At 72.2% G+C, this 23,874-nt stretch carries 22 protein-coding genes; 12 read left to right on the forward strand and 10 right to left on the reverse strand.

Annotation, left to right across the window (positions count from 1 at the left end):
* Nucleotides 1-137: 137 nt before the first annotated feature.
* Both AB0368_RS17955 and AB0368_RS17960 read right to left on the reverse strand, forming a co-directional pair.
* The gene (locus tag AB0368_RS17955; RefSeq protein ID WP_366154987.1) at nt 138-425 is read right to left on the reverse strand and encodes a DUF6457 domain-containing protein; all 288 of its coding nucleotides are present in this window, start codon (nt 423-425) and stop codon (nt 138-140) included.
* Complete coding sequence (locus AB0368_RS17960; protein ID WP_366154988.1) at nt 422-1,021, reverse strand: NTP transferase domain-containing protein; 600 nt, start codon at nt 1,019-1,021, stop codon at nt 422-424. Before AB0368_RS17960 ends, AB0368_RS17955 begins: the two co-directional genes overlap by 4 nt.
* A gap of 271 nt (nt 1,022-1,292) precedes the next feature.
* On the opposite strand from AB0368_RS17960, the gene fdhD reads away from it, so the two are divergent.
* Nucleotides 1,293-2,120: a formate dehydrogenase accessory sulfurtransferase FdhD gene (fdhD, locus tag AB0368_RS17965; protein ID WP_366154989.1), complete on the forward strand. Its 828-nt coding sequence runs from the start codon at nt 1,293-1,295 to the stop codon at nt 2,118-2,120.
* An 11-nt stretch (nt 2,121-2,131) separates the two neighbouring features.
* Here fdhD and AB0368_RS17970 read toward each other — a convergent pair whose 3' ends face one another.
* Nucleotides 2,132-3,313, reverse strand: coding sequence for a DUF4192 domain-containing protein (locus tag AB0368_RS17970; protein WP_366154990.1), 1,182 nt, complete (start codon nt 3,311-3,313; stop codon nt 2,132-2,134).
* A gap of 248 nt (nt 3,314-3,561) precedes the next feature.
* Nucleotides 3,562-4,065 carry a GNAT family N-acetyltransferase gene (locus AB0368_RS17975; RefSeq protein ID WP_366154991.1) on the reverse strand — a complete coding sequence of 168 codons (504 nt, stop codon included), beginning with the start codon at nt 4,063-4,065 and terminating at the stop codon, nt 3,562-3,564.
* Between the two features lie 56 nt (nt 4,066-4,121).
* Between AB0368_RS17975 and AB0368_RS17980 the strand changes: the two genes are divergently transcribed.
* The 5 genes from AB0368_RS17980 to AB0368_RS18000 all read left to right on the forward strand — a co-directional run bounded on the left by AB0368_RS17980 (nt 4,122) and on the right by AB0368_RS18000 (nt 11,537).
* Nucleotides 4,122-5,003, forward strand: a complete 882-nt coding sequence (locus tag AB0368_RS17980; protein ID WP_366154992.1) for a fructosamine kinase family protein — start codon at nt 4,122-4,124, stop codon at nt 5,001-5,003.
* 322 nt (nt 5,004-5,325) lie between these two features.
* A complete protein-coding gene (gene moaA / locus AB0368_RS17985; protein WP_366154993.1) occupies nt 5,326-6,384 on the forward strand; it encodes a GTP 3',8-cyclase MoaA in 1,059 nt (352 codons plus the stop codon).
* Nucleotides 6,385-6,389: 5 nt separating this feature from the next.
* A complete protein-coding gene (locus AB0368_RS17990) occupies nt 6,390-6,632 on the forward strand; it encodes a MoaD/ThiS family protein (RefSeq protein WP_366155222.1) in 243 nt (80 codons plus the stop codon).
* A 2-nt stretch (nt 6,633-6,634) separates the two neighbouring features.
* Nucleotides 6,635-8,197, forward strand: coding sequence for a metallophosphoesterase (locus AB0368_RS17995; RefSeq protein WP_366154994.1), 1,563 nt, complete (start codon nt 6,635-6,637; stop codon nt 8,195-8,197).
* A gap of 181 nt (nt 8,198-8,378) precedes the next feature.
* Nucleotides 8,379-11,537 carry a UvrD-helicase domain-containing protein gene (locus AB0368_RS18000; RefSeq protein WP_366154995.1) on the forward strand — a complete coding sequence of 1,053 codons (3,159 nt, stop codon included), beginning with the start codon at nt 8,379-8,381 and terminating at the stop codon, nt 11,535-11,537.
* Here the strand turns inward: AB0368_RS18000 and AB0368_RS18005 are convergent.
* Nucleotides 11,534-12,235, reverse strand: coding sequence for a prepilin peptidase (locus tag AB0368_RS18005; RefSeq protein WP_366154996.1), 702 nt, complete (start codon nt 12,233-12,235; stop codon nt 11,534-11,536). The genes AB0368_RS18000 and AB0368_RS18005 overlap by 4 nt on opposite strands.
* A gap of 142 nt (nt 12,236-12,377) precedes the next feature.
* Between AB0368_RS18005 and AB0368_RS18010 the strand changes: the two genes are divergently transcribed.
* Both AB0368_RS18010 and AB0368_RS18015 read left to right on the forward strand, forming a co-directional pair.
* Nucleotides 12,378-13,082: a hypothetical protein gene (locus AB0368_RS18010; RefSeq protein WP_366154997.1), complete on the forward strand. Its 705-nt coding sequence runs from the start codon at nt 12,378-12,380 to the stop codon at nt 13,080-13,082.
* Nucleotides 13,083-13,173: 91 nt separating this feature from the next.
* A complete protein-coding gene (locus tag AB0368_RS18015) occupies nt 13,174-14,376 on the forward strand; it encodes an ATP-binding protein (RefSeq protein ID WP_366154998.1) in 1,203 nt (400 codons plus the stop codon).
* Here AB0368_RS18015 and AB0368_RS18020 read toward each other — a convergent pair.
* Nucleotides 14,373-14,870, reverse strand: a complete 498-nt coding sequence (locus AB0368_RS18020; protein ID WP_366154999.1) for an N-acetyltransferase — start codon at nt 14,868-14,870, stop codon at nt 14,373-14,375. The genes AB0368_RS18015 and AB0368_RS18020 overlap by 4 nt on opposite strands.
* Nucleotides 14,871-14,930: 60 nt before the next feature.
* Between AB0368_RS18020 and AB0368_RS18025 the strand changes: the two genes are divergently transcribed.
* Both AB0368_RS18025 and AB0368_RS18030 read left to right on the forward strand, forming a co-directional pair.
* Nucleotides 14,931-15,506: a DoxX family protein gene (locus AB0368_RS18025; protein ID WP_366155001.1), complete on the forward strand. Its 576-nt coding sequence runs from the start codon at nt 14,931-14,933 to the stop codon at nt 15,504-15,506.
* A 100-nt stretch (nt 15,507-15,606) separates the two neighbouring features.
* Nucleotides 15,607-16,956 (forward strand): glycosyltransferase 87 family protein, encoded by a 1,350-nt coding sequence (locus tag AB0368_RS18030; protein WP_366155002.1) that lies wholly within the window; start codon nt 15,607-15,609, stop codon nt 16,954-16,956.
* On the opposite strand, the gene AB0368_RS18035 is transcribed toward AB0368_RS18030, so the two are convergent.
* From AB0368_RS18035 to moaC, 4 genes are read right to left on the reverse strand one after another with little or no spacing between them, the layout of a single operon-like run.
* Nucleotides 16,943-17,374 carry a molybdenum cofactor biosynthesis protein MoaE gene (locus AB0368_RS18035; RefSeq protein ID WP_366155003.1) on the reverse strand — a complete coding sequence of 144 codons (432 nt, stop codon included), beginning with the start codon at nt 17,372-17,374 and terminating at the stop codon, nt 16,943-16,945. The genes AB0368_RS18030 and AB0368_RS18035 overlap by 14 nt on opposite strands.
* Nucleotides 17,371-18,582 (reverse strand): molybdopterin molybdotransferase MoeA, encoded by a 1,212-nt coding sequence (locus tag AB0368_RS18040; RefSeq protein WP_366155223.1) that lies wholly within the window; start codon nt 18,580-18,582, stop codon nt 17,371-17,373. Before AB0368_RS18040 ends, AB0368_RS18035 begins: the two co-directional genes overlap by 4 nt.
* 11 nt (nt 18,583-18,593) lie before the next feature.
* Nucleotides 18,594-19,079 (reverse strand): molybdenum cofactor synthesis domain-containing protein, encoded by a 486-nt coding sequence (locus tag AB0368_RS18045; protein WP_366155004.1) that lies wholly within the window; start codon nt 19,077-19,079, stop codon nt 18,594-18,596.
* The gene (gene moaC, locus AB0368_RS18050) at nt 19,076-19,567 is read right to left on the reverse strand and encodes a cyclic pyranopterin monophosphate synthase MoaC (protein WP_366155005.1); all 492 of its coding nucleotides are present in this window, start codon (nt 19,565-19,567) and stop codon (nt 19,076-19,078) included. Before moaC ends, AB0368_RS18045 begins: the two co-directional genes overlap by 4 nt.
* Nucleotides 19,568-20,139: 572 nt before the next feature.
* On the opposite strand from moaC, the gene AB0368_RS18055 reads away from it, so the two are divergent.
* Nucleotides 20,140-22,644, forward strand: a complete 2,505-nt coding sequence (locus tag AB0368_RS18055; protein WP_366155006.1) for a bifunctional diguanylate cyclase/phosphodiesterase — start codon at nt 20,140-20,142, stop codon at nt 22,642-22,644.
* Nucleotides 22,641-23,873, forward strand: coding sequence for a glycosyltransferase 87 family protein (locus AB0368_RS18060; protein WP_366155007.1), 1,233 nt, complete (start codon nt 22,641-22,643; stop codon nt 23,871-23,873). Before AB0368_RS18055 ends, AB0368_RS18060 begins: the two co-directional genes overlap by 4 nt.
* The last annotated feature ends 1 nt before the right edge of the window (nt 23,874 follow it).

Here is a 23,874-nt window from a genome sequence, read left to right on the forward strand (position 1 = left end):
GTCACCTCCGCCTCGCCACCCTATCGAGCGTGCCGGCCGCACCGCGGGCGCGTCCCATACCCGACCGTAGTTTTGCGCGGTCTTGCTGAGCCGGCGTCTTGTCGACATCCCTTTTGTCGCTGGCGGCGTTCCTCGCCTCAGTCGCCTTTTTCGTCGGCGGCGGCGTTCCTCGCCTCAGTCGCCTTACTGTCGGCTTCGGCGTTCCATGCGAGCGCGAGCCGGCTGAGCCGGGCGGCGGCGTCCGCGGGATCGGCTCCGCGGCCGACGGCAAGCCCCATCAGGTACGCCGAGACGGGTGCACCTGGGCGCACGACGTTGTGCGCGACATCGCGCGCCACGTCGAGAACCGATTCCCGCGGCACGTCGTCGGGTCCCAGCCCGAGCTCGACCGAGGCGGCCTTGATCCACTCGTCGAGCACGTTCACCGGGCCCATTCCTCCGCGGTCCGCAGGTCGTCGTCGGTGTCGCAGTCGAACCAGGGCGGCGGCCCCGGGCGGCGCCACGAGACCTCGATGAAGCGCAGGTGGTCCAGCAGCGCGTGCATGGAGGCGCCGCGCAGGTCGCCGCGCTCCTCGGCCAGCTTCTGGACGGCCTCGCGCAGGGCGGCCGTACGCCAGACCCCGCAGAGCGTTTGCCGGCGCCCCTCGGCGTCCCGGTAGACCGCACCCTGCAACGGCGCGGACTCGACGGTCAGTCGCAGCACGTCGATCGCCTCGCCGGTCAACAACGGCAGGTCCGCGGCGAGCAGGGCGGTGAGGCTGACGTCCTCAGGCACCAGGGCAAGCCCCGCCGCGGTGGCAGCCACGGGACCCCCGCCGCGCGGTTCCTCGCTGGTGGAGGCCACCTGAACGGGCAGGCCGGGAGGGACGCGCCCGACCACGACCTGCGGGTTGGCGTCATGGACGGCGGCAAGTACCCGGGTCAGCATCGACTGCCCCGCCACCGGGATGGCAGCCTTGTCCGTACCACCCATCCGACGCGCCGCACCGCCGGCCAGCACCACCGCCGCGAATCCCCCCACGTACGTACCGTATCCCGCCGAGCCCGCGAGCGTGACTGTGCGGAGCCTGACAGCCCGGAGAAGGCCGGTTCGCCCCGATTGTGGAGGGGTGGGAGCGGGGCGCGCCTACGGAACGAACCGTCCTGACCGTGAGTGGAGCGGGGCCGGCCTTGGGCTCGTCCTGGGGTGGAGCTGAGCGCCGGCCTCGGGTCGGACGGGTTCGTCCTGGCGGGAGTGGTGTGGGCGGGTTGGCTCGGCGGGCGGTTCTCGCGGACAGGCCTACGCTGGCGGTATGGCACGGACGATGCATCGGCGACCCCTGGTGAAGATCGACCTGGACGGGACCGCCGAACCGCGCCGCCGGGCGGACGATCTCGCCGCCGAGGAGCCGCTCGAGATCCGGCTGCGCCGGGAGCCGCTCGCGGTCACCATGCGCACCCCTGGGCAGGACATCGACCTCGCGATGGGCTTCCTGCTCACCGAGGGCATCATCCGCACCGCCGCCGACGTCGTCACCGCGCAGTTGTGCGCCGGCACCGACGCGCCGAACACGTACAACGTGGTGGACGTGGTGCTGGGCGCCCACGTGCCGCCGCCGGTCACCGATCCGAGCCGCAACTTCTACACGACCAGTTCGTGCGGGGTGTGCGGGAAGGCCAGCATCGACGCGGTCCGGACCCGGTCGCCGTTCGACCTCGGCGCCGACCAGACTTCGGTCGCGGCCCGGACGCTGGCCGAGCTTCCCGACAAGCTGCGCGCCGCTCAGCGGACCTTTGACCGTACGGGCGGACTGCACGCTGCCGGGCTCTTCACGACCGACGGCGAACTGGTCGTCCTGCGTGAGGACGTCGGCCGGCACAACGCGGTCGACAAGGTCGTCGGTTGGGCGGTCCGCGAGGGCAGGCTGCCGCTGGCCGGCCATGTGCTGCTGGTGTCGGGACGGGCGAGTTTCGAGCTGACGCAGAAGGCGTGGATGGCCGGGATTCCGCTGCTCGCGGCTGTTTCCGCGCCGAGCACGCTTGCGGCGGAATTGGCCGAGGAGGCCGCCATGACCCTCGTCGGGTTCCTGCGCGGGCGGTCGATGAACGTCTACACGGGATCGCAGCGGGTGACCGTCTGAGTCCCATCCTTCTACCGCCTCGACGACCTGGCCGTCGACCGCCTCCTGTGCTCCCTGACGGGCCCGGTCTCCTCACCGCTGAGTCGCAGAGGGCTACCGACCGGCGTGGGCCAGCCGTCCACCGACGACGGCGGTGTCGCCAGGAAGAGGGCTGCGTTGATCGCGCCGGCCAGCGCGTAGGTCTGGTCGGTCTCCAAGGCCCGATCCACCGCGATGGACGCCAGCGGGCCTCGGCCGGTGCGCCAGGCGATGAAGGCGAGCAGGGAGGCCGGTGCCGGAACGCGCTGAGGGTCCACCCGGCGGACGATGTCCGACCAGAGGGTGACCTGCCAGTCGTCCAGGCCGCTGCGGATCCAGGCGTAGTCGCGGACGGGAAGGCACTCCAGCAGCAGGCCGAGCCAGGCGACCTCGTCATCGGTCAGGCGCCCACCGGTCCGGTAGCGGTGCTCCGCCTCGCGGACGGCGATGCGGCCGGCGCGGAGCTTCCGACGCTCGTCCCTTCCCGTGGGCCGCGCCGACGGCTGGAAGACGGGCAGGGCGAAATGCTGCGCTGCCGATGGACGGGGTGCTGTGGCGCTGGTCGTCGTGGCGTTCGTGATCGGGCGACGTTCATCGCCCTGCTCGCCTCGCAGAAGCTCGATCATTCGGCTCAGCGCGCGCACGTCGGCCTCGCCCATCGCGATGCGGTCGTCGCCGGTGAGGGGTGCGAGCTGGGCCTCCAGGTCCTTGCGGCTGGGCAGAGCGACCGCACCCGCGAAGGTCGCCTCGGTCGCCACCAGGCTGTCCGGCGGGTCGCACGGCGTGCCCTCCGTGGGGCAGCAGGACGGGTTGGTGCAGAGGTACGACCAGTACCGCCCGTCCGTCACGCGGAACTCGTCGATGATCCGCAGCCCCGCCGCCGCCAACGTACGGGAGAGGTGGAGCAGGGAGGGCGTCACGCGGGTGCTCTCGCCGTACCCGATGAGGACGATGCCTTCCGGTGCCTGCTCGGCGATGAGGGTGGCGAGGTGCAGGACGGGAGCTCGCGCCTCGAGGTCGGGGACGCCGGGTTCCGGCAGGTCGATGCGGGCCGCGAAGGCGAGCTGGGCGCCCTTCACCGCGGCGACGACCAGGCTGTCGGCCGGGTGGAAACCGATCAGGAAGGGTACGGCCGAGATGAGGTCGGCGGGCGTGCGGACTTTCAGCTTCGTCATGCCCAGCACGGTGGCCGAAAGCGGCCGGCGGGCGCGTGCCGAAAGCGAAGATCTGTGGATGACGCCGCGTTGTGGATAACCCGCGGCGGTCTCGAGCCCGTGGAAGGCTGACGTCCTCAGCGCAGCGATCGCCCCGGCATGGCGAGGGCGGCGCGTCGGGCAACCTTCTTCAGCCCGCCGGCCACCCCTCCTCAACCCGGGCGATCCAGATCGAGCGGCCCCAGCGCCGCCGCCCGTACGGGAAAGGGTCAGGAGCGGAAGGGAAGTTCATGCAGTTCGAGAGCGTCCTGCTGCCACTCGTGTGTGTGGCGGTCGAGGTCCATCGTCAGCTCGATGGACGACACCACGTCGTAGCCCGCCGCGTGCAGGCTGCGGATCGCATCCACGTTGCGGGAGGCGGGGGAGATGGTCAGCGACTGCATGTTGCGCTTCTTGGCCTCCTGCGCGACGTGTCGCAGCAGCTTGCGGCCCACGCCCTTGTGCCGGTGGGTGGCGGTCACGACAACCGGTTCCACCTCGCCCGCGCGCCCACGCATGATCAGCCCCACCAGGCCGATCACGCCGTCGTCCGCGTGGTCGGCAACCCAGAGGCCGCCCAGGTCGAGGCGGGTGAGGTACTCCTCGAAGCCGGCACCGCCGTCGTCGGACGCGTCGCCGTACATCCGGTTGTGCTGCGCCGTCAGCTCGGCCCACAGACGGCGGCCGGCACTGTGGTCGCTCGGCCGGTACGAACGCACAGCGACAGGTGTCATGCCGACATTTTGACTCCGAATCGGGCACGCCGTAACCCGAAGTGGAAGATAAGGCGGTGGATCTGCCGTATCTGCGCGCGCACCCCCAGCATCTCCCGACATTTCTCACCCATCAACGGATCCGTGAGACGCCCGTGGGAGGGGGTGATGTCTGCCGCGCATCACGCCTGACCTTGGACGATGGGTTCTCGCTCTTCACGAAGACGTGGCCCTCGGGCACGCCGCCCGAGAACTTCTTCGCCACCGAGGCGGCGGGCCTGAGGTGGCTGCGGGAGGCCGGCGCGGTGCCGCTCCCGGAGGTGTTCGTGGCGCTGGACGACTTGCTCGCGCTCGAATGGGTCGAGCCCGGCGCGGCGAGTCGGCCGGCCGCCGAGCGGTTCGGGCGGGAGCTGGCGGAGCTGCATCGCGCTGGAGCTGCGAGCTTCGGGGCCGACTGGACCGGGTTCATCGGGCCGTTGCCACAGGACAACACGCCGTCGGCGGGGCCGTGGGGGGAGTGGTTCGCGGAGCGGCGGCTGCGGCCGTACCTCCGAATCTCGGCCGATCGCCGGGCACTGTCGGCGGCCGACGTCGCGCTCGTCGAGCGGATCCTCGCCGGGATCGACTCGTACGGCGGGGACGAGGCTCCCGCCCGGATCCACGGCGACCTGTGGCCGGGGAACGTGCTCTGGGCAGCGGACGGGCGCGCGTGGCTCGTGGACCCGGCCGCGCACGGCGGGCACCGGGAGACCGACCTGGCGCAGCTGGCGCTCTTCGGCGGGGCGCCGCACCTGGAGACGATCATCTCGGCGTACCGGGAGGTGTGGCCGTTGAGCGAGGGGTGGCGCGAGCGGGTGGCGTTGCATCGGCTTCACCTGCTGCTGGTCCACACGGCGGCGTTCGGGGAGGCGTATCGGGGGGCTGTGCGAGCAGCTGCGGAGGAGGTGCTGAGTCGGTAGCGGGCGGCGCTCGTGGAGGTGTCACAGGCGGCTGGTGAGCGCGGCGACCTCTTCGCCACCGAGGGTGGCAGTTGCCCGCTTCCACCTCATCCGGGGAGCGGCTGTCTTGGCTTCCGGCGGCGCGGTCGAGGTGGGCCCGGTGGTGGCGGACGGCGGGTTCGTGACACGGACCCGAAACCCGGCGGCCGGAGGACCCACCTCCGTCTGGGAGGGCGAGGGCGGCTGGCCTGTTGGGCAGCGTCAGGTACCGGTATGGAGTGGGCTGTACCGCAGTGCGGTACGGGGAGCGGCAATTGTCGTATCCAAGCGCTAGGTTCGAACAGTGACCGAGCTCGCCCTGCCCACCGTGCCGCCGCGGGCTTCCGTGCGCGCCGGGGGGCCGCTTGCCGACCGGTTCGGGCGGGTGGCGACCGATCTTCGGGTGTCGTTGACCGACCGCTGCAACCTCAGGTGCGCCTACTGCATGCCGGAGGAAGGGCTCGCCTGGATGCCTCGGGAGCAGCAACTCACCGACGGCGAGGTGGAACGGCTCATTCGGATCGCGGTCGAGCGGCTGGGTGTCACCGAGGTGCGGTTCACCGGCGGGGAGCCGCTCATCCGGCGGGGGCTGCTCAAGATCGTCGCGGCGGCTGCTGCGCTTCGACCGCGGCCGAAGCTCTCGATCACCACCAACGGGATCGGGCTCGAGCGGTTGGCGCGGCCGTTGCGGGAGGCCGGACTCGATCGGGTGAACGTCTCGCTCGACACGCTGTCCCCGGCTCGCTTCGAGCAGCTCACGCACCGTGATCGGCACGCCGACGTGCTCAAGGGGCTGGCCGGCGCCGCCGCGGCCGGGCTCACGCCCGTGAAGATCAATACCGTGCTGATGCGGGGCATCAACGAGGACGAGGCGCCGGCTCTGCTGCGGTTCGCCCTGGATCACGGGTACGAGCTGAGGTTCATCGAGCAGATGCCGCTCGACGCCCAGCACAAGTGGGACCGGCACGAGATGGTCACTGCGGCGGCCATCCTGGAGTCGCTCACGCCGTACGGGTTGCTGCCCGATCCGGTTTCACGTGGAACCGCGCCGGCGGAGACGTGGCTCGTTCCTGGGTACGTGGATGCGGCTGGTGAGCCGGCGCGGGTGGGCGTCATCGGCAGTGTGACCAGGCCTTTCTGTGGCGACTGTGACCGTACCCGTCTCACCGCGGACGGCCAGGTGCGCAACTGTCTCTTCGCGACCGGGGAGTCCGACCTGCGGGGGCTGCTGCGCGGGGGCGCCTCGGACGACGAGGTCGCCGACGCGTGGCGCGCCGCCATGTGGGGGAAGAAGGCCGGCCACGGGATCGACGACCCCGCGTTCCTGCAGCCCGCTCGGCCCATGTCCGCGATCGGCGGGTGAGCCGCATGCTTCAGGTCCGCTATTTTGCGGGTGCCCGGACCGCCGCCGGCGGGGTGCGGGAGGAATCCGTGAAAGCCTCATCGCTCGACGAGCTCACCGCGACGCTCAGCGAACGACACGGGGAGCAGCTGGCCGTCGTCCTCAAGGCCGCCAGCTACCTGGTGGACGGGCTCGCCTGTCATGATCGGCAGGCGGCGCTGACCGCCGGGGCGACCGTCGACGTCCTGCCGCCGTTCGCCGGGGGTTGAGCTTGTTCGGGTTCGTCGGGCTGATCTTCCTCGTCATCGGCCTGATCCACCTGTACCTGTGGAAGCGCCTCATCCACGACCCCCTACGTCGCGGCGCGCTCCATCGCCTCGGCGGCATCGCGGCGGTCCTGCTCGCGCTCCTGATCCCCGCCACCCTCATCGGTACGCGCACCGGATACGCGAAGTGGCTCGCGTGGCCGGGCTACGTGTGGCTCGCGCTCATGTTCTACCTGCTCGTGATCCTCGGAGCGCTGGAGATTCCCCGGCTCCTCGCGGCCCTATGGATCCGCGCCCGCGCCGAGCAGACGAGCGCCGCCGCGGCAGAACTCGAGGTGGGGACTCCAACCCCGAGGTCGGCCGCAGACGTCGAGGTCGGGACTCCAACCCGCGTTGTCAGCGCCCCGACTGCCGGCGTCGGCGCACCGACCGGCAAGGTTTCCACACAAGCCGAAACGACGACCGAGGCCGCCCACGGCACGGCCACGGCGAACCCACCCCACACCGGCACCACGACCGGGGCGCACAACGGCACGGCCACGGCGAGCCCGGCCAGCACCGGCACCGCGGCTGAGGCACACAACGGCACGACCACCGCGGCTGGGGCACACAACGGCACGACCACCGCGAGCCCGGCCAGCACCGGCACCACGGCCGAGGCTCGGGACGGCACGACCACCGCTAACCCGCCCCGTACCAGCACGACAGCCCAGGCCGACGAAAGCAACACCCCCACCAACCCGCCCGGCATCGATCGGCGGCTCCTGCTCGCCCGGGGGGCTGCGATCTTCGCCGGCCTCACCGCCGCGGGCATCACCGGGTACGGCGTCAAGACCGCCACCGGCGGCCCCCGGCTCGATCGCGTCCAGCTTCCCCTCGCCAAGCTCCCGCCTGCCATGGACGGGACTCGGCTCGCCGTCGTTTCCGACATTCACCTCGGTCCTCTTACCGGCGTCGCCCACACCCAGCGGATCGTGGACCTCATCAACTCCGTCGACGCCGACATCGTCTGCGTGGTCGGGGACCTCGTCGACGGCAGCGTGGCCGAGCTCGGCAAGTCCGCCGCTCCCCTCGCCGGCATCAAGTCGCGGCGGGGTGCCTATTTCGTCACCGGGAACCACGAGTACTACTCCGGGTTCCAGGAGTGGGTCGTCGAGGTGGAACGTCTGGGGGTCCGGCCGTTGCGCAACGAGCGGCTCGAGATCGACGGGCTCGACCTCGCCGGGGTGAACGATCTCGGTGGCGCGGACGTCGGTGACGCGCCCGACTTCGAGCGGGCCCTCGGCGATCGGGATCCGGCGCGGCCCGTGGTGCTGATGGCTCACCAGCCTGTCGCGGCCCGGGAGGCGGCTCCCTACGGCGTCGATCTGCAGGTCTCCGGGCACACCCACGGCGGGCAGATGGTTCCCTTCAACCTGCTGGTCCGGCTGCAACAGCCGGTGGTGAGCGGGTTCGGCGAGGTGGACGGCGTTCCGGTGTACGTGACCAACGGCGCCGGGTTCTGGGGCCCGCCGGTGCGAGTCGGGGCGCCCCCGCAGGTCTCGGTCATCGACCTCCGCGCACCCTGACAGACGACACGGCCCAGCCCCGGGCCGTCCTCGCGGACCCCGCGCGTACCTCTAAGAAGTGAATCTTGGCCCCATCCACCGAGCCACGGCGACCACCTCCCCAGGATCCAATCGCGGATCGGTTATGTCACTCCGCGCGTGGCGGCTTCAGGCTCACCCCGCGCACGTGACAGGATGCAGCGTGCCCTCGGACAGCGCAGGGTCCTCGGTTGCCGCGGACACGTACGTCGCGGATCTGCACATCCACTCCCGGTATTCGCGTGCATGCAGCCGTGACCTCATCCTCCCCAACCTGGCCTGGTGGGCCCGCCGTAAGGGCATCGCGCTGCTGGGCACCGGCGACTTCACCCATCCGGCGTGGTTCGACCATCTGCGGGAGAACCTGCGCCCCGCCGGCGAGCCCGGGCTGTTCCGGCTGAGCGCCGACGCCGAGAAGGACGTCACCCAGCGGTTGCCCGGGTCGCTTCAGGCGAGCCCGCCCGCCCGGTTCATGCTCAGCGTCGAGATCTCCACGATCTACAAGCGGGATGACCGTACGCGGAAAGTGCACCACCTGATCTACCTGCCCGATCTCGAGGCCGCCGCGAGGTTCAACACCGCGCTGGGGCGGGTCGGCAACCTGGCCGCCGACGGCAGGCCGATTCTCGGGCTGGACTCGCGGGATCTGCTGGAGATCGTGCTGGAGGCCAGCCCCGACGGTTACCTGGTGCCGGCGCACATCTGGACGCCGTGGTTCTCCGCGTTGGGCTCGAAGTCGGGCTTCGACGCGATCGCCGACTGCTACGCCGACCTCGCCGGGCACATCACCGCCGTCGAGACCGGGCTCTCCTCCGATCCGGAGATGAACTGGCGGGTCTCCAGCCTCGACCGATACCGGCTGGTGTCCAACTCGGATGCGCATTCACCCGGTGCGCTCGGGCGGGAAGCCACGGTTTTCGCAGGTACGCCGGACTACTTCGCGGTCAAGGACGGTCACACCCTCGCCGGCACCATCGAGTTCTTCCCCGAGGAGGGCAAGTACCACGCCGATGGGCACCGCGCCTGCGGGGTGAACTGGGAGCCTGCCCGTACCCGGGAGGCGGGGGGCCGGTGCCCGGAGTGCGGCAAGCCGCTGACCGTCGGGGTGCTGAGCCGGGTCGAGGATCTGGCCGACCGGGATGCCGGCCGGGCGCGGCCGCAGACCGTCGAGCATCTGATCCAGCTCGCCGAGATCGTGGGGGAGATCAACGGCGTCGGGCCGAAGTCGAAGACCGTCGAGGGTCAGCTGCACCACCTCGTCGCCAGCCTCGGGGCCGAGCTGGACATCCTGCGCCACGTTCCGCTCGATGCGATCGGGCAGCACGGCGGGGACACCCTCAAGGAGGCGATCGGCCGGCTGCGCCGCGGTGACGTACGGCGGGTGCCCGGCTACGACGGCGAGTACGGCGTCATCACCTTGTTCGCGCCGGGGGAGCTGCGGAACAAGCAGAGCGCCCCGCAGGCCGAGACGTTGTTCGATATGGCGCCGGTGCCGCAGCAGCGCCGGGCGGAGCCGGCGATCGGGAGGGCGCCCGTCCGCAAGGCGGCCAAGGACCCGGTGAAGAAGAAGGCTCCGCCCCTCCAGCCGCCCGCCTCGCCGCACGAGCCGTTCGAGCCGATGCTCGCCGGCATGGAGGAGGTCGGCACCGGGCTGCTCGACCGGCTGGACGCGATGCAGCGGGTGGCCGCGTCGGCGCCCGGCGGGCCGCTGCTGATCGTTGCCGGTCCGGGCACCGGCAAGACGCGGACGCTGACGCACCGGATCGCGTACCTCTGTGCCGAGATGAGTGTCTTTCCGCACCGCTGCCTGGCGATCACCTTCACCCGGCGGGCGGCCGCGGAGATGCGGGCGCGGCTGGACGCGCTCATGGGTGAGGCCGCCGAGGACATCACCGTCGGCACGTTCCATGCGGTGGGCCTGACCATCCTGAAGGAGAACGCCAAGGCCGCCGGGCTGGGCGCCGGGTGGCGGATCGCCGACGACGCCGAGCGGGCCGCCGCGCGCGAGCAGGCCGGTGACGACGACGCCGCGTACACGAAGCTGCTGCGCCAGCAGGATCTGGTCGACCTCGACGACCTGCTCACGGTGCCGGTGACGCTGCTGCGCGACGATCCTGCTCTGGTGGAGAAGTACCGCCGGCAGTGGCAGTGGATCTTCGTGGACGAGTACCAGGACGTCGACGACACCCAGTACGAGCTGCTGCGCCTGCTCAGCCCCGCGGACGGCAACCTGTGCGCGATCGGCGACCCGGACCAGGCGATCTACTCGTTCCGCGGTGCCGACGTCGGCTACTTCCTGCGCTTCGCCGAGGACTTCACCGATGCGCGGCTGGTGCGGCTGACCCGCAACTACCGGTCGTCGGCGCCGATCCTCGCCGCGGCCGTGCAGGCCATCGCGCCGAGTTCGCTGGTCAGCGGGCGGCGGCTGGATCCGGCCCGGGTCAATCCGGAGTCGCCGCTGGTGGGGCGGTACTTCGCGGCGAGCGTCGCGGACGAGGCCGACTTCGTCGTGCGTACGGTGGACGAGCTCGTCGGCGGGCTGTCGCACCGCTCGCTCGACTCCGGCCGGGTGGACTCGCGCGCCGTGGCGCCGGGCACGCTGTGCTTCTCCGACATCGCGGTGCTCTACCGTACGGACTCCCAGGCGCAGGCCGTGGTGGACGCGCTGTCGCGGGCGGGCGTACCGGTGCAGAAGCGCTCGCACAACCGCCTGCGGGACCGACCCGGGGTGCAGGTCCTGGCCCGCGAGCTGCGGCACGCGGACGGTCTCGGCGGCTCGCCGGCCGCCCACGTCAAGCTCAGCGCCCAGGTCCTGGCCCAGCGGTACGCCGCACCCACCCTCGACGCCGAGCAGCTCGCCCCGGAGGACATCTGGACGGCGGCGGACCTGCTCATGCCGCTGGCCCAGCGGCTGGGTGACGACCTTCCGCGCTTCCTGCAGGAGATCGCGACCGGGGCCGAGGTCGACGCGCTGGACCCGCGGGCCGAGGCGGTCAACCTGCTGACGCTGCACGCGGCGAAGGGGCTCGAGTTCCCGGTCGTCTTCCTGGTCGGGTGCGAGGACGGGCTGCTGCCGCTGCGCTGGCCGGGCTCGACGCCGTCCGACGACGACACCGCCGAGGAGCGCCGGCTCTTCTTCGTGGGGCTGACCCGGGCGCAGGACCGGCTCTACGTCAGCCATGCGGCCCGGCGGTTCCGGCACGGCAGCGAGCGCGAGCAGTCGCCGTCGCCCTTCTTCGACGCGATCGACGCCGGCCTCTTCGAGCGGATGGGCGACACCGTTCCGTCCCGCCCGAAGGACCGTCAGCTGCGCCTCCTCTAACTCAGGGCGAGGCCGATCAGCGCTCCGGCCAGGAGCGCGGGACCCAGCGGCAGGGCAGTGCGGCGGTGCGCGCGCCGCCTCAGCAGCAGGGCCACGGCCACCGGTCCGTTGATCAGGTGCGGCACGACCAGGCCGGCGATCACCGCGGGCGGACCCGCGAACCCCAGGACGAAGCCCAGGACGGTCGCCAGCTTCACGTCGCCCAGACCCAGGCCGTGGCCCGGCAGCAGAGCGAGGATCAGGTACGCCGTCCCGCCGAGCACCGCCGTCACGACGGCCCGCTCGAGCCGGCCGGGCTCCCCGGCGATCAGGGCGCCGGTGGAGAGCGGGACCACCGTGGCGACCGCCAGCGCGGCGACCAGCGGGTCGGGCAGGCGCAGGCAGCGCAGGTCGATCACGGCGAGCAGGAGCCCGAGGACGGTCGCCGGCAGCAGGACCAGCAGCAGGGGAGACGGGCCGACCGTGGCTCCGAGCAAGGCGGCCGCCACGGCACCCGTCATCACCGTCCACAGCGGGTGCCCGGTGCATTCGCATGCCGCTCCCGCGCGTACCCAATGCGGGAAGGGCTTGGCGCAGTGAGCGCAGGCCGACCGGGCGGGTGTGCCGCGCGGGACCGCGAGCCGGTGGGCGACGCGGGGGAGGAAGGCGGCCGTGGCACCGCCGAAGACGGCCGCGCAGGCGGCCACCGAGGGGGACATGGCCCGGAACGGTATCCGGACGGGTGATGATCCGGCGCGTCTTGTTGCCGACAGGTGGACGGGGTCGGCGCGATTCCGGGAGGGATACCGGCGAGCGTGCACGCTACGGTGGCGTACAGCGAATCCCGCCTGGAGGAACCCGATGTCGCAGAACGGCCCGTACTCCGGCCAGGGCTGGTCCAACGGGGGCCCGACGGGGTCCGACGAGCCGTACACGGAGCCGGCCGACCCCTGGGGTGACGCCGCGACCGCCGCCTCGTCGCCGGCGCCGGAGGCCTCGTGGGGCGGCCAGCCGATGTCGGTGCCGCCGACCGGGTCCTCGTCCTACCCGCCGACGTCCTATCCGGCCGCGCCGCTGAACACGCCGCCGCCCTGGCAGCAGCCTCCGCTGCCGGTGCCGCCCAAGCGGCGGAACACGCCCATCGTCGCCCTCGTCGTCGTGCTGGGCCTGCTGATCTGCAGCGGCCTGGGCACGACCGCGTGGCTCGTGTCGCGCGCGGATTCCTCGAAGACCGGCGGCACCGCGGGACCGACGGTGCCGGCGACCACGGCGACCAACGAGGTGGCCGCCCCGGAGCCGCAGACCAGCGAGGACGCCCGGTTCGTCCGGAAGGGGCAGTGCGTCCGCAACGAGAGCTCCGCCGACGACAGTCCCGACCTGAAGATCGTGTCCTGCACCAGCGGCACGTACGAGGTGCTCAAGCGGGTCGACGGCCGGACGAGCGGGGAGGCCGATGCCGAGGACAAGTGCGGCAAGGTCGCGAAGTACACCAAGTGGTACTTCTACGACAGCGAGCTGGACAGCCTCGACTTCGTGCTCTGCCTCAAGGAATATGGCGCCGACTAGCCCTCTCTAGCTCAAACGCTAGAAAGCGGTATATGAGCCTTGAATACCTGACTCTAGCTTTTCGGCTAGACAGCCCGATACGGTGCTATGCGTGGATCCGGTCCGGAACCCGTACGCTCCCGGCGCCGGCCAGCGCCCTCCCGAGCTGGCCGGGCGCGGCCGTGAGCTGGACGCCTTCGACGTCGTCCTGGAACGCGTGGCCCGCGGCCGCCCGGAACGCAGCCTGGTCCTGACCGGACTGCGCGGTGTCGGCAAGACCGTCCTGCTCAACACGCTGCGGTCGGCGGCGATCGGACGGCTCTGGGGCACCGGGAAGATCGAGGCGCGTCCCGACCAGTCGCTGCGCCGCCCGGTCTCGGCCGCCCTGCACATGGCGATCCGCGAGCTCACCCCGCACCACCGCAACCCCGACCGGGTCGACGAGGTGCTCGGCGTGCTCAAGGCGTTCGCCCTGCGCGCCAACGACGCCAACGCGAAGCTTCGCGACCGCTGGACGCCCGGCATCGACGTGCCGCCCGCGCGCGGACGCGCCGACTCCGGCGACATCGAGATCGACCTCGTCGAGCTCTTCACCGACGCCGCCTCGCTCGCCACCGACGTCGGCACGGGCATCGCCCTGTTCATCGACGAGATGCAGGACCTCGGGCCGACAGACGTGTCCGCGCTCTGTGCGGCCTGCCACGAGCTGTCGCAGCTCGGCGCGCCGCTGATCGTCGTCGGCGCCGGGCTGCCGCACCTGCCCGCCGTGCTGTCCGCCGCCAAGTCGTACTCCGAGCGGCTGTTCCGCTACCAGCGCATCGACCGGCTCGACCGCATCGCGGCGGACCTCGCCCTGTGCGCACCGGCGGCGCGCGAGGACGTTGAGTACGAGGCCAAGGCGCTGGACCTGCTCTACGAGAAGTCGGGCGGATACCCGTACTTCGTCCAGGCGTACGGGAAGGCGACGTGGGACCACGCGCCCACCTCGCCGGTGACCGCCGAGGACGTCCGGGTCGCCGCCCCGGAGGCGGAGGCCGAGCTGGCAGTGGGCTTCTTCGGCTCCCGCTTCGAACGCGCGACGCCCGCCGAGCGGGAGTACATGCGCGCGATGGCCTCGCTGTCCGGGGAGGCCGACAACGACATGGACGCGGCGGTGCCCACGTCGGAGATCGCCGCGGCGCTCGGCCGCCGGCCCGCGAGCCTGTCGCCCGCCCGCGATGCGTTGATCAAGAAGGGCCTGATCTACTCCGGCGAGCGCGGAACGGTCGCGTTCACGGTGCCGCACTTCGGGCGCTACCTGCGTACTCAGCCCTAGAGGGCGTGCCAGGGCGCGGGGTAGTGCGCCTCGAGGCCGGTAAGGGTCAGCATCTGCCAGGCGTCACCGAGGCCGGACCAGGCGCTGGTGATCCCGTACGGCGCAGCCGGAACGAACCCGAACCGCTGGTAGTACGCCGGGTCGCCGAGCACGAGCACCAGTCGTTCGCCGGCGTCGGTCGCTTGCCGGAGGGCGTACCGGACCACCGCCGTGCCGAACCCGCGCCGCTGCTCGCCGGGCAGGACGGCGATCGGGCCCAGGGCCAACGCCGGATCCGGGCCGACCGTGATGCGGCTGAGCAGAGCGTGGGCGACGATCCGGCCGTCCTCCTCGGCGACCACCGAGAGGCCGGGCAGCCACGCGGCGGAATCGCGCAGTGCGTCGACCAGCCGCGCCTCGGCGTCCGTACCGAAAGCTGCGGTGAGCACCGCCCGGATCGCGGCGGCGTCGCCCGGACGCTCGGCCCTGGTCGTGCCGGGGAGAGGGGTGTCCATGGCCGCACCTTACGGAGCTTCCGCCGGGTGGACAGCCGGCGACGCGGGTATAACGAGGCTATGAAGCCCGTACGTGCCGCCGCCCGTGCCATGCTCGGTGCGATCTTCGTCGTCAGCGGAGCCCGCATCGTCCTCAACCCCGACTCCAAGGTCGCCGCCGCCAAGCGGGTGACCGACAAGGTCGGCCCGATGCTCGAGAAGGTGGATCCACGCCTTCCGAGCGACGCGCGGACCCTGGTCCGCGTCAAGGCGGCGAGCGACGTCGCCGCCGGGCTGCTGCTGGCCACCGGCCGGCTGACCCGGCCGGCCGCCGCGGTGCTCGCCGCCGGGCTCGTGCCGACCACCGTCGCGGGCCACCCGTTCTGGTCCATGCCGGAGCCCGAACGCACCCAGCACGAGACCCACTTCCTCAAGAACCTGGGGCTGCTCGGGGGGCTGCTGCTCGCGGCGGTGGACACCCAGGGCAAGCCGGGCCTGGGATACCGGACCAGCCACGCGCTGGACCGGTCGCAGCGTTCCGTGAGCCGCGCCGTCGACCGCTCGCAGCGGTCCGCGCGGCGTGCCGTGCGCACCGCCCGGCGCGAGGCCAAGATCGCCGCCATGTCCGCGGCGGCCGGCCGCAAGCTGCCCCACTGACCGTCGCAGGTCGCTGACCTGCGCACGTCCAACATCACCAAACCGGGCGTCGCGCCGTTAAGCGGTCAGAGACCAGCGGACGAGCCACGGGAGGTCGGGCATGCCCGCGATGCGGTCATCGGTGCGGCCCACGACCTCCCGCTCCGTCGTGGTCGGCCTCGCCTGCGTCGGCATCCTGGCCGCGATCACGACCATCGCCCAACGGTACGGCTTCAGCAGCCTTGCCGTGGATCGCGGCGCCGTGGCGAGCTGGCTGGCCGGCGACGGGCTGTACGCGTACCGGGCGGCCGGCAGCCAGCTGGGCACCGCCCTGCCGCCGCCGGCCGCGCTGCTGGTCTCGCCCGCCGCCGTCCTGCCGCTCGCGGTCGCGGGCTGGGCGCTCGCGCTGGCGGGGGTTGCGGCGCTCGCCCTGGCGCTCATCGTCCTGGCCGGCCCTGTCGCCCGCCGGTACGGCCGCCGCCGGTGGCCGGTCGTGCTCGCCGCGGGTGCGCTGGCCCTCACGGTCGAGCCGGTACGCGCCGCGCTCGGCCTCGGCACGCTGGACCTGCTCGCCTTCGGGCTGGTCACCGCCGACATCGTGGCGCTGCGCCGGGGTGCCTGGGCGCTCCGGCGGGCCCGCTGGTGGCCCCGCCGCCGGGCCGCCGCCACGCCGCCACCCCGGCTGCGTCGCGTCTGGGCGGAGGGGCGCTGGGCGGGAGCCGGTATCGGCCTGGCGACGGCGCTCACGGTGAGCCCGGTGTTCTTCATCGCGTACCTGGCGGTGACCAAGCAGTGGCGGGCGGCGCTGACGGCTGCCGGCACGACGCTCACGGTCGCGGCCGGTGCGCTGCTCGTCGCCCCGCACGAGACCGCGGCCTGGGTCGGTGACGTGCTGTGGCGCATCGACCGCAGCGGCCCGATCGACGCGCCGGCGAACCAGTCGCTGGCCGGGGTCCTGGCGCGGCTGTACGACTCGGCCAGCACGCCCCTGCTCCTGTGGCTGTCGTTCTCGATGCTGCTCATCGCCGTGGGCCTGATCCGGGCGCGGTCGGCGCACGCGGACGGCGACGAGGTCGCGGCGTTCACCCTGGTCGGGCTGACCGCGGCGATCGCCGGCCCGGTGACCGGCACGCAGGAGCTGATGTGGATGCTGCCGGCGGTGCTGATCCTCGTGGACGCGGCGGCCCGGCGGCAGGCCTCGGCACGACACCCACTGCCGGGACGCCCGCGGCACCCCGGGGCGGGCCTGGCCGCGGCTGCGGCGCTGACCTACCTGTTGGTGGTGCTCGCCCCGATGGGCAACCTCACCGACCCGCTCTCCGGCAACGCGTACGCGCTGGCCCTGATCCTGCTGGTCAACACGCTGCCCTGGCGGCCGGGCGCGGCACCGGCCGTACCGTCCGACCCGTGGGTCACCCGGCGGCCGACGACCATCCCGCCGCCCCGCGAACCCCTCGTCAGGGGCAGTTGACCCACTCGTCGGTGCCGTCGGTGAAGACCTGCCGCTTCCAGATCGGCAGCCGTGCCTTCGCCTCGTCGACCAGCCGTGCGCAGGCCGCGAACGCCGCCGCCCGGTGCGCGGTGCTGACCGCGGCCACCAGCGCCACGTCCCCGATCTGCAGGGTGCCGACGCGATGCGAGACGGCGACCGCGTACACGTCGGGATCCGCGGCGATCTCCATGGCGACCTCCCGGATCACCGCGGCCGCGCTCGGGTGGCCCTCGTACTCCAGGAGCGTCACGCCGCGGCCGTGATCGTGGTCGCGCACGACGCCCTGGAAGGAGACGACCGCGCCGGCCCGGGGATCGGCGACCGCCTTCTCGTGCGCGGCGAGGTCCAGCAGAGCCTCGCCCACCTCGGCGATCCGTACGGCGTCCGACCCGGTCATGAGCGCTCCCCGGAAGTAAGCGAAAGCGGCAGGAACGACACGAGCTCACCGGCGGCGGCCTGCCGGTCGGGCCGGACCACGACGAAGCCGTGCGCCCGGGCAAGACCGCGCAGCATCGCCGAACCGGCGTGGCCCACCGGCGTGGCGCGGCGGCCGTCTGCGTCGAGGCCGGCCAGCGCCAGATGGGTGAACGCCCCCCGGCCCGCCACCGGCGCGGCCAGCTCGACCCGGGGCAGCGCGGGAAGCTCCCTCCCGTGCAAGCCGGCGAGCAGCGGCGCGACCAGCGACACCAGCGCGATCACCGCCGACTGCGGATTGCCCGGCAACCCGGCGAGGAAGCGCGGGCGGCCGTCGGGGCCCGCGACCCGGGCGAGCAGCATCGGGAAGCCCGGCCGCACCGCGACGGTGTTCACGACGTATTCGGCGCCGAGTGCGGACAGGGCGGGGTGCAGGTGGTCGACGGGACCGTGCATGGTGCCGCCGGTCGTGCAGACCACGTCGGCCACGGCCAGCCCTTGCCGGATCGCGTCGACGTGGGCCTCGAGGGTGTCGCGTACCGGCCCCTGCACGGCGGCGGCATCCACGGTGGCCCCGTGACGGCGTAGCCAGGCGGGGACCAGGGGGCTCAGCGAGTCGCGTACCCGTCCGCCGCCCGGTGGCCCGCTGGTCAGCAGCTCGTCACCGAAGACGAGCAGCGCGGCGCGGGGCTGGGGGCGTACCGAAATCGTGTCGTAGCCGCAGGTGGCCGCCAAGCCGAGCACCCCGGGGTCGACAGGCGTGCCGGCCGGGAGGAGCTCCTCGCCGCGACGCGCCTCCTCGCCGGGGAGCCGCCACTCGGGCTGCGGCCTCGGGGTCCCGCTGACGCGGCCCTCGGCGTCGCAGGCCGACTCCTCGACCCGGACCAGGACCTCGGCGCCGTCCGGAACCATGGCGCCGGTGGCGATCTCGACGCAGGTGCCGTCCTGCGCCAGCGGGGGCGGCGTGTCACCGGCCAGGACCCGGCCGACCGGTCGCCACGGCGCGCTGCCCCGCACGGCCCACCCGTCGATGCTGGAGGTGGGGAAGGCCGGCAGATCGGTGAGGGCCACCAGCGGCTCGGCGAGCGTACGGCCGTCCGCCTCGCCCAGCGGAACGGCCTGCGCGGGCCCCGCCGCCGCCCGGCCCGCCTCGTACGCGAGGGTGCGGGCCTTGTCCCAGTCGATCGGCATGCTGTCTGCGCTCACTCCTGCAGCCTATGGTCACCGCCACGGACCTGTTCCACCGTGTGCACCAGGATCGGGCCGAGCACCGCCAGCCCGTCCCGCGCGCCGCCGGTGGAGCCGGGCAGGTTGACGATCAGGGTGCGCCCGGCCACCCCGGCGAGGCCACGGGACAACGCGGCGGCGGGCACCTTGTCCCGGCTGTACGCGCGGATCGCCTCGGCGATGCCCGGCACCTCGAAGTCGAGCAGCGGCCGGGTGGCCTCGGGGGTCCGGTCGGTCGGGGTGACGCCGGTCCCGCCGCTGGTGAGCACGACGTCGATCCCGTCGGCGACCGCGGCGCGCAGGGCCTCGGCGACCGGGGGCCCGTCGGGCACCACGACCGGCGCCGCGTCGGCCTCGCAGCCGAGGTCGCGCAGGCCGGCGACGAGCAGGGGGCCGCTGGTGTCCGCGTACACGCCGGCCGCGGCCCGGTTGGAGGCGACGATGACGCGGGCGCGGATCACGGGCGGTTCTCCGGCCGTACCCAATCCCCGGTCTTGCCGCCCTCCTTGCGCAGGACGCGGACGGCCTCGATGCTCGCGGCCGGATCGACGGCCTTGACCATGTCGATCAGCGCGAGCCCGGCGGTCGCCACCGCGGTGAGGGCCTCCATCTCGACACCCGTGCGGTCGGCGGTCTTCGCCGTGGCGACGATGTCCACGCCGGCGTCGGTGACGGTGAGGTCGACGGCGACCCCGTGCAACCCGATCGGGTGACACAGCGGGATCAAGTCGGGTGTCCGCTTAGCGCCCATGATTCCGGCGAGCCGGGCGACGGCGAGGGCATCCCCTTTGGGCAGTCCGTCACCGCGCAGCAACGCCACGACTTCGGGAGTGGTGACCAGCCGCCCGGCCGCGACGGCGCGGCGGACAGTCACGGTTTTCGCCGATACGTCGACCATGCGGGCCGCCCCGTCGGCGTCGACATGGGTCATTTTCGCTGGCTTCGTCACCTCAGCAGACTATCCACCACCAAGATGGTCTTGACATTCGGGCGCGCCGGAGCAATGGCGCTTCGTCAGCGATCTCCCACTTTCCGTAGCCATTTCGGATCGCAATCCGTTCTACGCGGTGAATTGATCCATCGCACGCTTTACAGTTTCCGCAAGGTCGCCTGCAACGTCGTACATTCATACCTGCTCGCGGGTACCGGCGGCCCGGAAGTTCCACTGTTTGCCCAGCCGGAGAGAGGGCATTCCGCCGCTGCGGAGCGTCATTGCACCGTCACTGAATCGGTACATAGCGCGCTATACTCGCATTTCGTGAAACGAGCGACAAAACATTCTTCCGCATACGGCGTTCAGTTTCTAACCTCTTGGGCAGAAGAACGGCGCGGAACGGCGCGGAACGGATTGGTCGCCAGACCGGCCTTCAACGACCGGCTTGCATTCACGAAAACGGAGGTGCGAGATGAGTGAGCAGGATTGGGCGTGAGTCGTAGCCCGCTGGATCGCTACAGAGTGGCGATGAGGCATTGACAGCCCGTACGGGCAGCGGGAGACCATGGAGACATGGGGCGTCCGCGGTGAACGACGCGAAGACCGACAAGCAGCTCCGGCTGTACGTCGGTCTAGTCGCGTTTGTGGGCGTGGGCTGCCTGATCGCATCCGGCCTGTCCGCCACATCCATGCCGCCCGGCAAGCTGCCGTTCCTGGCGGCGCTGACGGTGATCATCGCTGCGGCGAGCGGACCGCTCATCCTGCTGCGGGTCCGGTCGGAGAACCGTTCGTTCTCCGCCGCGTCGGGGTCGATCCTCCTCGCAGTAGCGACGCTGCCGCTGCCCTGGGCGATCATCTGCACCGCACTCGGCGTGCTGGCTTCCAAGATCGTGATTCGCCAGCCGATAAAAGTCATCTTCAACTCCGCCAAGGACACGATCGCCTGCGCCGCGGCCGGGTCGGTCGTGTTCCTCGCCGGCATCCATCCCGCCATCGACCGGGCGCGCGACGTTCCCTCCGTGCCGCGGCTGATGCTGAGCCTGATCGCGGCCGCGATCGCCTACGCCATAGTGGACGAGATCCTCGGTGACACCGTGATGTCACTCGCGACCCGGACCCCGTGGCGCCAGGTCGTCCGCCAGAACTGGGACGTCGTCATGCGGATCCGCGGCGTCAACGTCGTGCTCGCGCTGGTGACGGTGCTCGCGGTCCGGCAGCAGGAGATGCTGGTCCTCGCCATGGCGCCGACCGTGCTGGCCTTCCAGCTCGCCACGAAGAACAAGATCCAGCAGCGCGCGGACCACGATGCCTGGCGGCGCCTCGCCGGCACCACCGATCGGCTGAACGTGACGGACCTGACGAAGGTCCTGCACGCGGCGGTCAGTCTCACACCCGATCTCTTCTCCGCCGACGGGACCGAGGTCGAGCTTCGCGACCTCGAGGAACCCAGACTCATCCGCGGCTCGATCGGACGCGTCGTCTACGAGGGCACGGTGGCCGCCGCACCCGCGCGCGACGGATTCCTCATCGAGGCCTCGCTCGACGGCCCGTCCGGGCCGATCGGGGTACTCCGGCTGCGGTTCCGCAAATCCGTCAAACTCAACGAGTCCGAGCAGTACAAGCTCCAGACCTTCGCCTCGTCGCTGTCCACCGCGATCGGCAATGCCCGCGCGTACGCGGAGCTCAAGCGGATCAACGCCGAGAACGCGTACGCAGCCACGCACGATCCGCTCACCGGCCTCGCCAACCGCCGGGAGCTCCTCGATCAGGCCAGCCGGATCTTCGGTGTGCGCGCGCCCGACGGCATGTTCGCGATGCTCTTGATCGACCTCAATCACTTCAAGGAGGTCAACGACACCCTCGGTCACGCCGCTGGGGACGACGTGCTCCGCGAGGTGGCCCGCCGGCTGGAGAATGCGGCGCAGCCCCGCGACCTGGTGGCCCGGCTCGGCGGCGACGAGTTCGCCATCCTGCTGACCGGCTTGCCGGCCCCCGCCGTGGCCACCCACCGCGCTTCAGATCTGCTTGCCACGCTCGAGCGGACCATCGAGGTCGACGGCATGCAGCTCACCATCGAGGCCGCCGGCGGCATCGCACTCGCGCCCGGCAGCGGTGGCGTCCAGGAGTTGATGCGCCGCGCCGACGTGGCCATGTACGAGGCCAAGCGCGGCGGACGCCGGACGGCGATCTACGCGCACGCCCGGGACACCGCGGACGTCGGCCGGCTGGTGCTGGGCGGCGAGCTCAGCCGGGCCGTCACCCGGCGCGAGTTCGTCGTGGACTTCCAGCCGATCGTCGACCTGGCCACCGGTGAGGTCGTCTCCGCGGAGGCGCTGGCCCGCTGGCACCATCCCGAGCACGGCGACCTCACCCCGATGCAGTTCCTGGAGACCGTCGAGCGCTCCGGGCAGCTGCCCGCGTTCGCCGACGCGGTCCTGGAGGAGTCGCTGACCGCGCTGAGCGCCTGGCGGGAGGCCGGCTTCGACCTTCCCGTCGCCGTCAACGTGTCGCCGCGCAGCCTGCTCGATCCCACGTTCCCGGCCACGGTGCTCGACCGGCTGGGCGGCCACGGCGTGCCGGCCGACCGGCTCGTGCTCGAGCTCGCCGAGACCCTGACGCTGAGCCAGCTCGAGGTCGTCGACCGTACGCTGCACGAACTGCGCGACGCCGGCGTCAAGCTGGCCCTCGACGACTTCGGCACCGGCGTCTCGTCGCTGTCCGTGCTCTCCCGCCTCCCGGTGCACCAGCTGAAGATCGATCGGGAGTTCGTCGTGCAGGTGGAGACGTCCACGGAGGCGGCCGCGGTCGTACGCTCGACCGTCGACCTCGCCCGGAGCCTGCACCTGATCGTCGTGGCCGACGGCGTGGAGAGCGAACCGCAGCGGCACGCGCTGTGGGAGCTCGGCTGCCTCACCGGGCAGGGGCACCTGTTCGCGCGGCCGATGCGGGCCGGCCGGTTGCTGGCCACCCTGCAGCGCGGCTCCGGCGGACGACCGGGATTCCTGGCCGGCCCGCTGCACAAGTCCGGCTCCGTGGTGCGGATGGCGCGCCGCCGGAACCCGAGATCACCTCTGCCACACTTGCCTGCGTGAGGGTGCTGGAGCGGATTGATCGCGCCGCCGGCGGCCTGGGTGCGGATCTGGCGCTTTACGGGCTCTCCGCGGCCTTCGCCCTGGTCACGGCGCTGACGTCGACACTGCTGCCGCACCGGGCGTGGGGTGGCATCGCGGTCTGGGGCTACCTCGCCGCCTTCCTCGTGGCCGGGGTCCAGCTGCTACTGCGGCGCCCCGCGCTGCGGATGCCGCTGACCTGGGCGGTCTGGGGTGGCGTGGCCCTGCTCCCGCTCGTGGTGCAGGCCGTGCAGCGCTCGGCGGGGCGCACCGACCGGGCCCAGGAGGAAGTCCTCGTCGTCGAGCACATGGGTGAGCGGCTGGCGCACACCGGCACGCCCTACCTCGGGCCGGAGGCGATCGGCGCGTTGCCGCCCGGGGAGCAGTTGCTCGGCTATGCGCCGTACCAGCCGGGGATGGCCGTCTTCGGCCTGCCTCGCGCCGCCTTCGGCGACCTCTGGTGTACGGACGCGCGGATCGGGTTTGCGCTGGTCACGGCGGCCGCACTGGTCACGGCCGTTCGCTTGCTGCGCTCCTCAGCGGTACGCGCGGTGCAGTTCGCCACCATCCTGCCGATCTGCGCCCTGACCCTGGCCACGGGCGGCGACGACCTGCCGGTCCTGGCCCTGTGCCTGCTGGCGCTCGCGTGCGGCGCGACCGACCGCTACAGGGCCGCGGGCGTCGCCGTGGGTGCCGCCGCCGCGCTCAAGCTCTTCGCGCTGCCGGTCGTGGCCGTGTTGCTGGTGCTGGCCTTCACCACCGGCAACCTGCGCCGCTTCCTGCCCGGCGCGCTCGGGCTGCCCGTCCTCGCCCTGCTCCCGGCGTTCCTGGTGGACGGGAACGCCTTCGTCGAGAACGTCGTCCGGTTCCCGCTGGGCCACGGCCTCGTGACGAGCCCGGCGCAGTCGCCCTTCCCCGGCTATCTGATCTCCCAGGCGCTGCCCGGCGGCCGCTACGTCGCGGCCGCGCTGCTGGTCGCGGCGGCCCTCACCATCGCTGTGCTGCTCATTCGGCGTCCGCCGGTCACCGCGGCGGCCGCGGCGCTCTTCTGCGGGTACGGGCTCCTGGCCGCGATCCTGCTGATGCCGACGACCCGCTTCGGCTACCTGCTCTACCCGCTGGCGTTCCTGGCGTGGTCGCCGGCGCTGGTCTTCAGCAGACCCACAGGCACAACGGCACCACGCGGTGACACGGCCTTGTACCGTTTGTGAG

The sequence above is a fragment of the Actinoplanes sp. NPDC051475 genome (assembly GCF_040689425.1).
Taxonomy (GTDB): domain Bacteria; phylum Actinomycetota; class Actinomycetes; order Mycobacteriales; family Micromonosporaceae; genus Actinoplanes.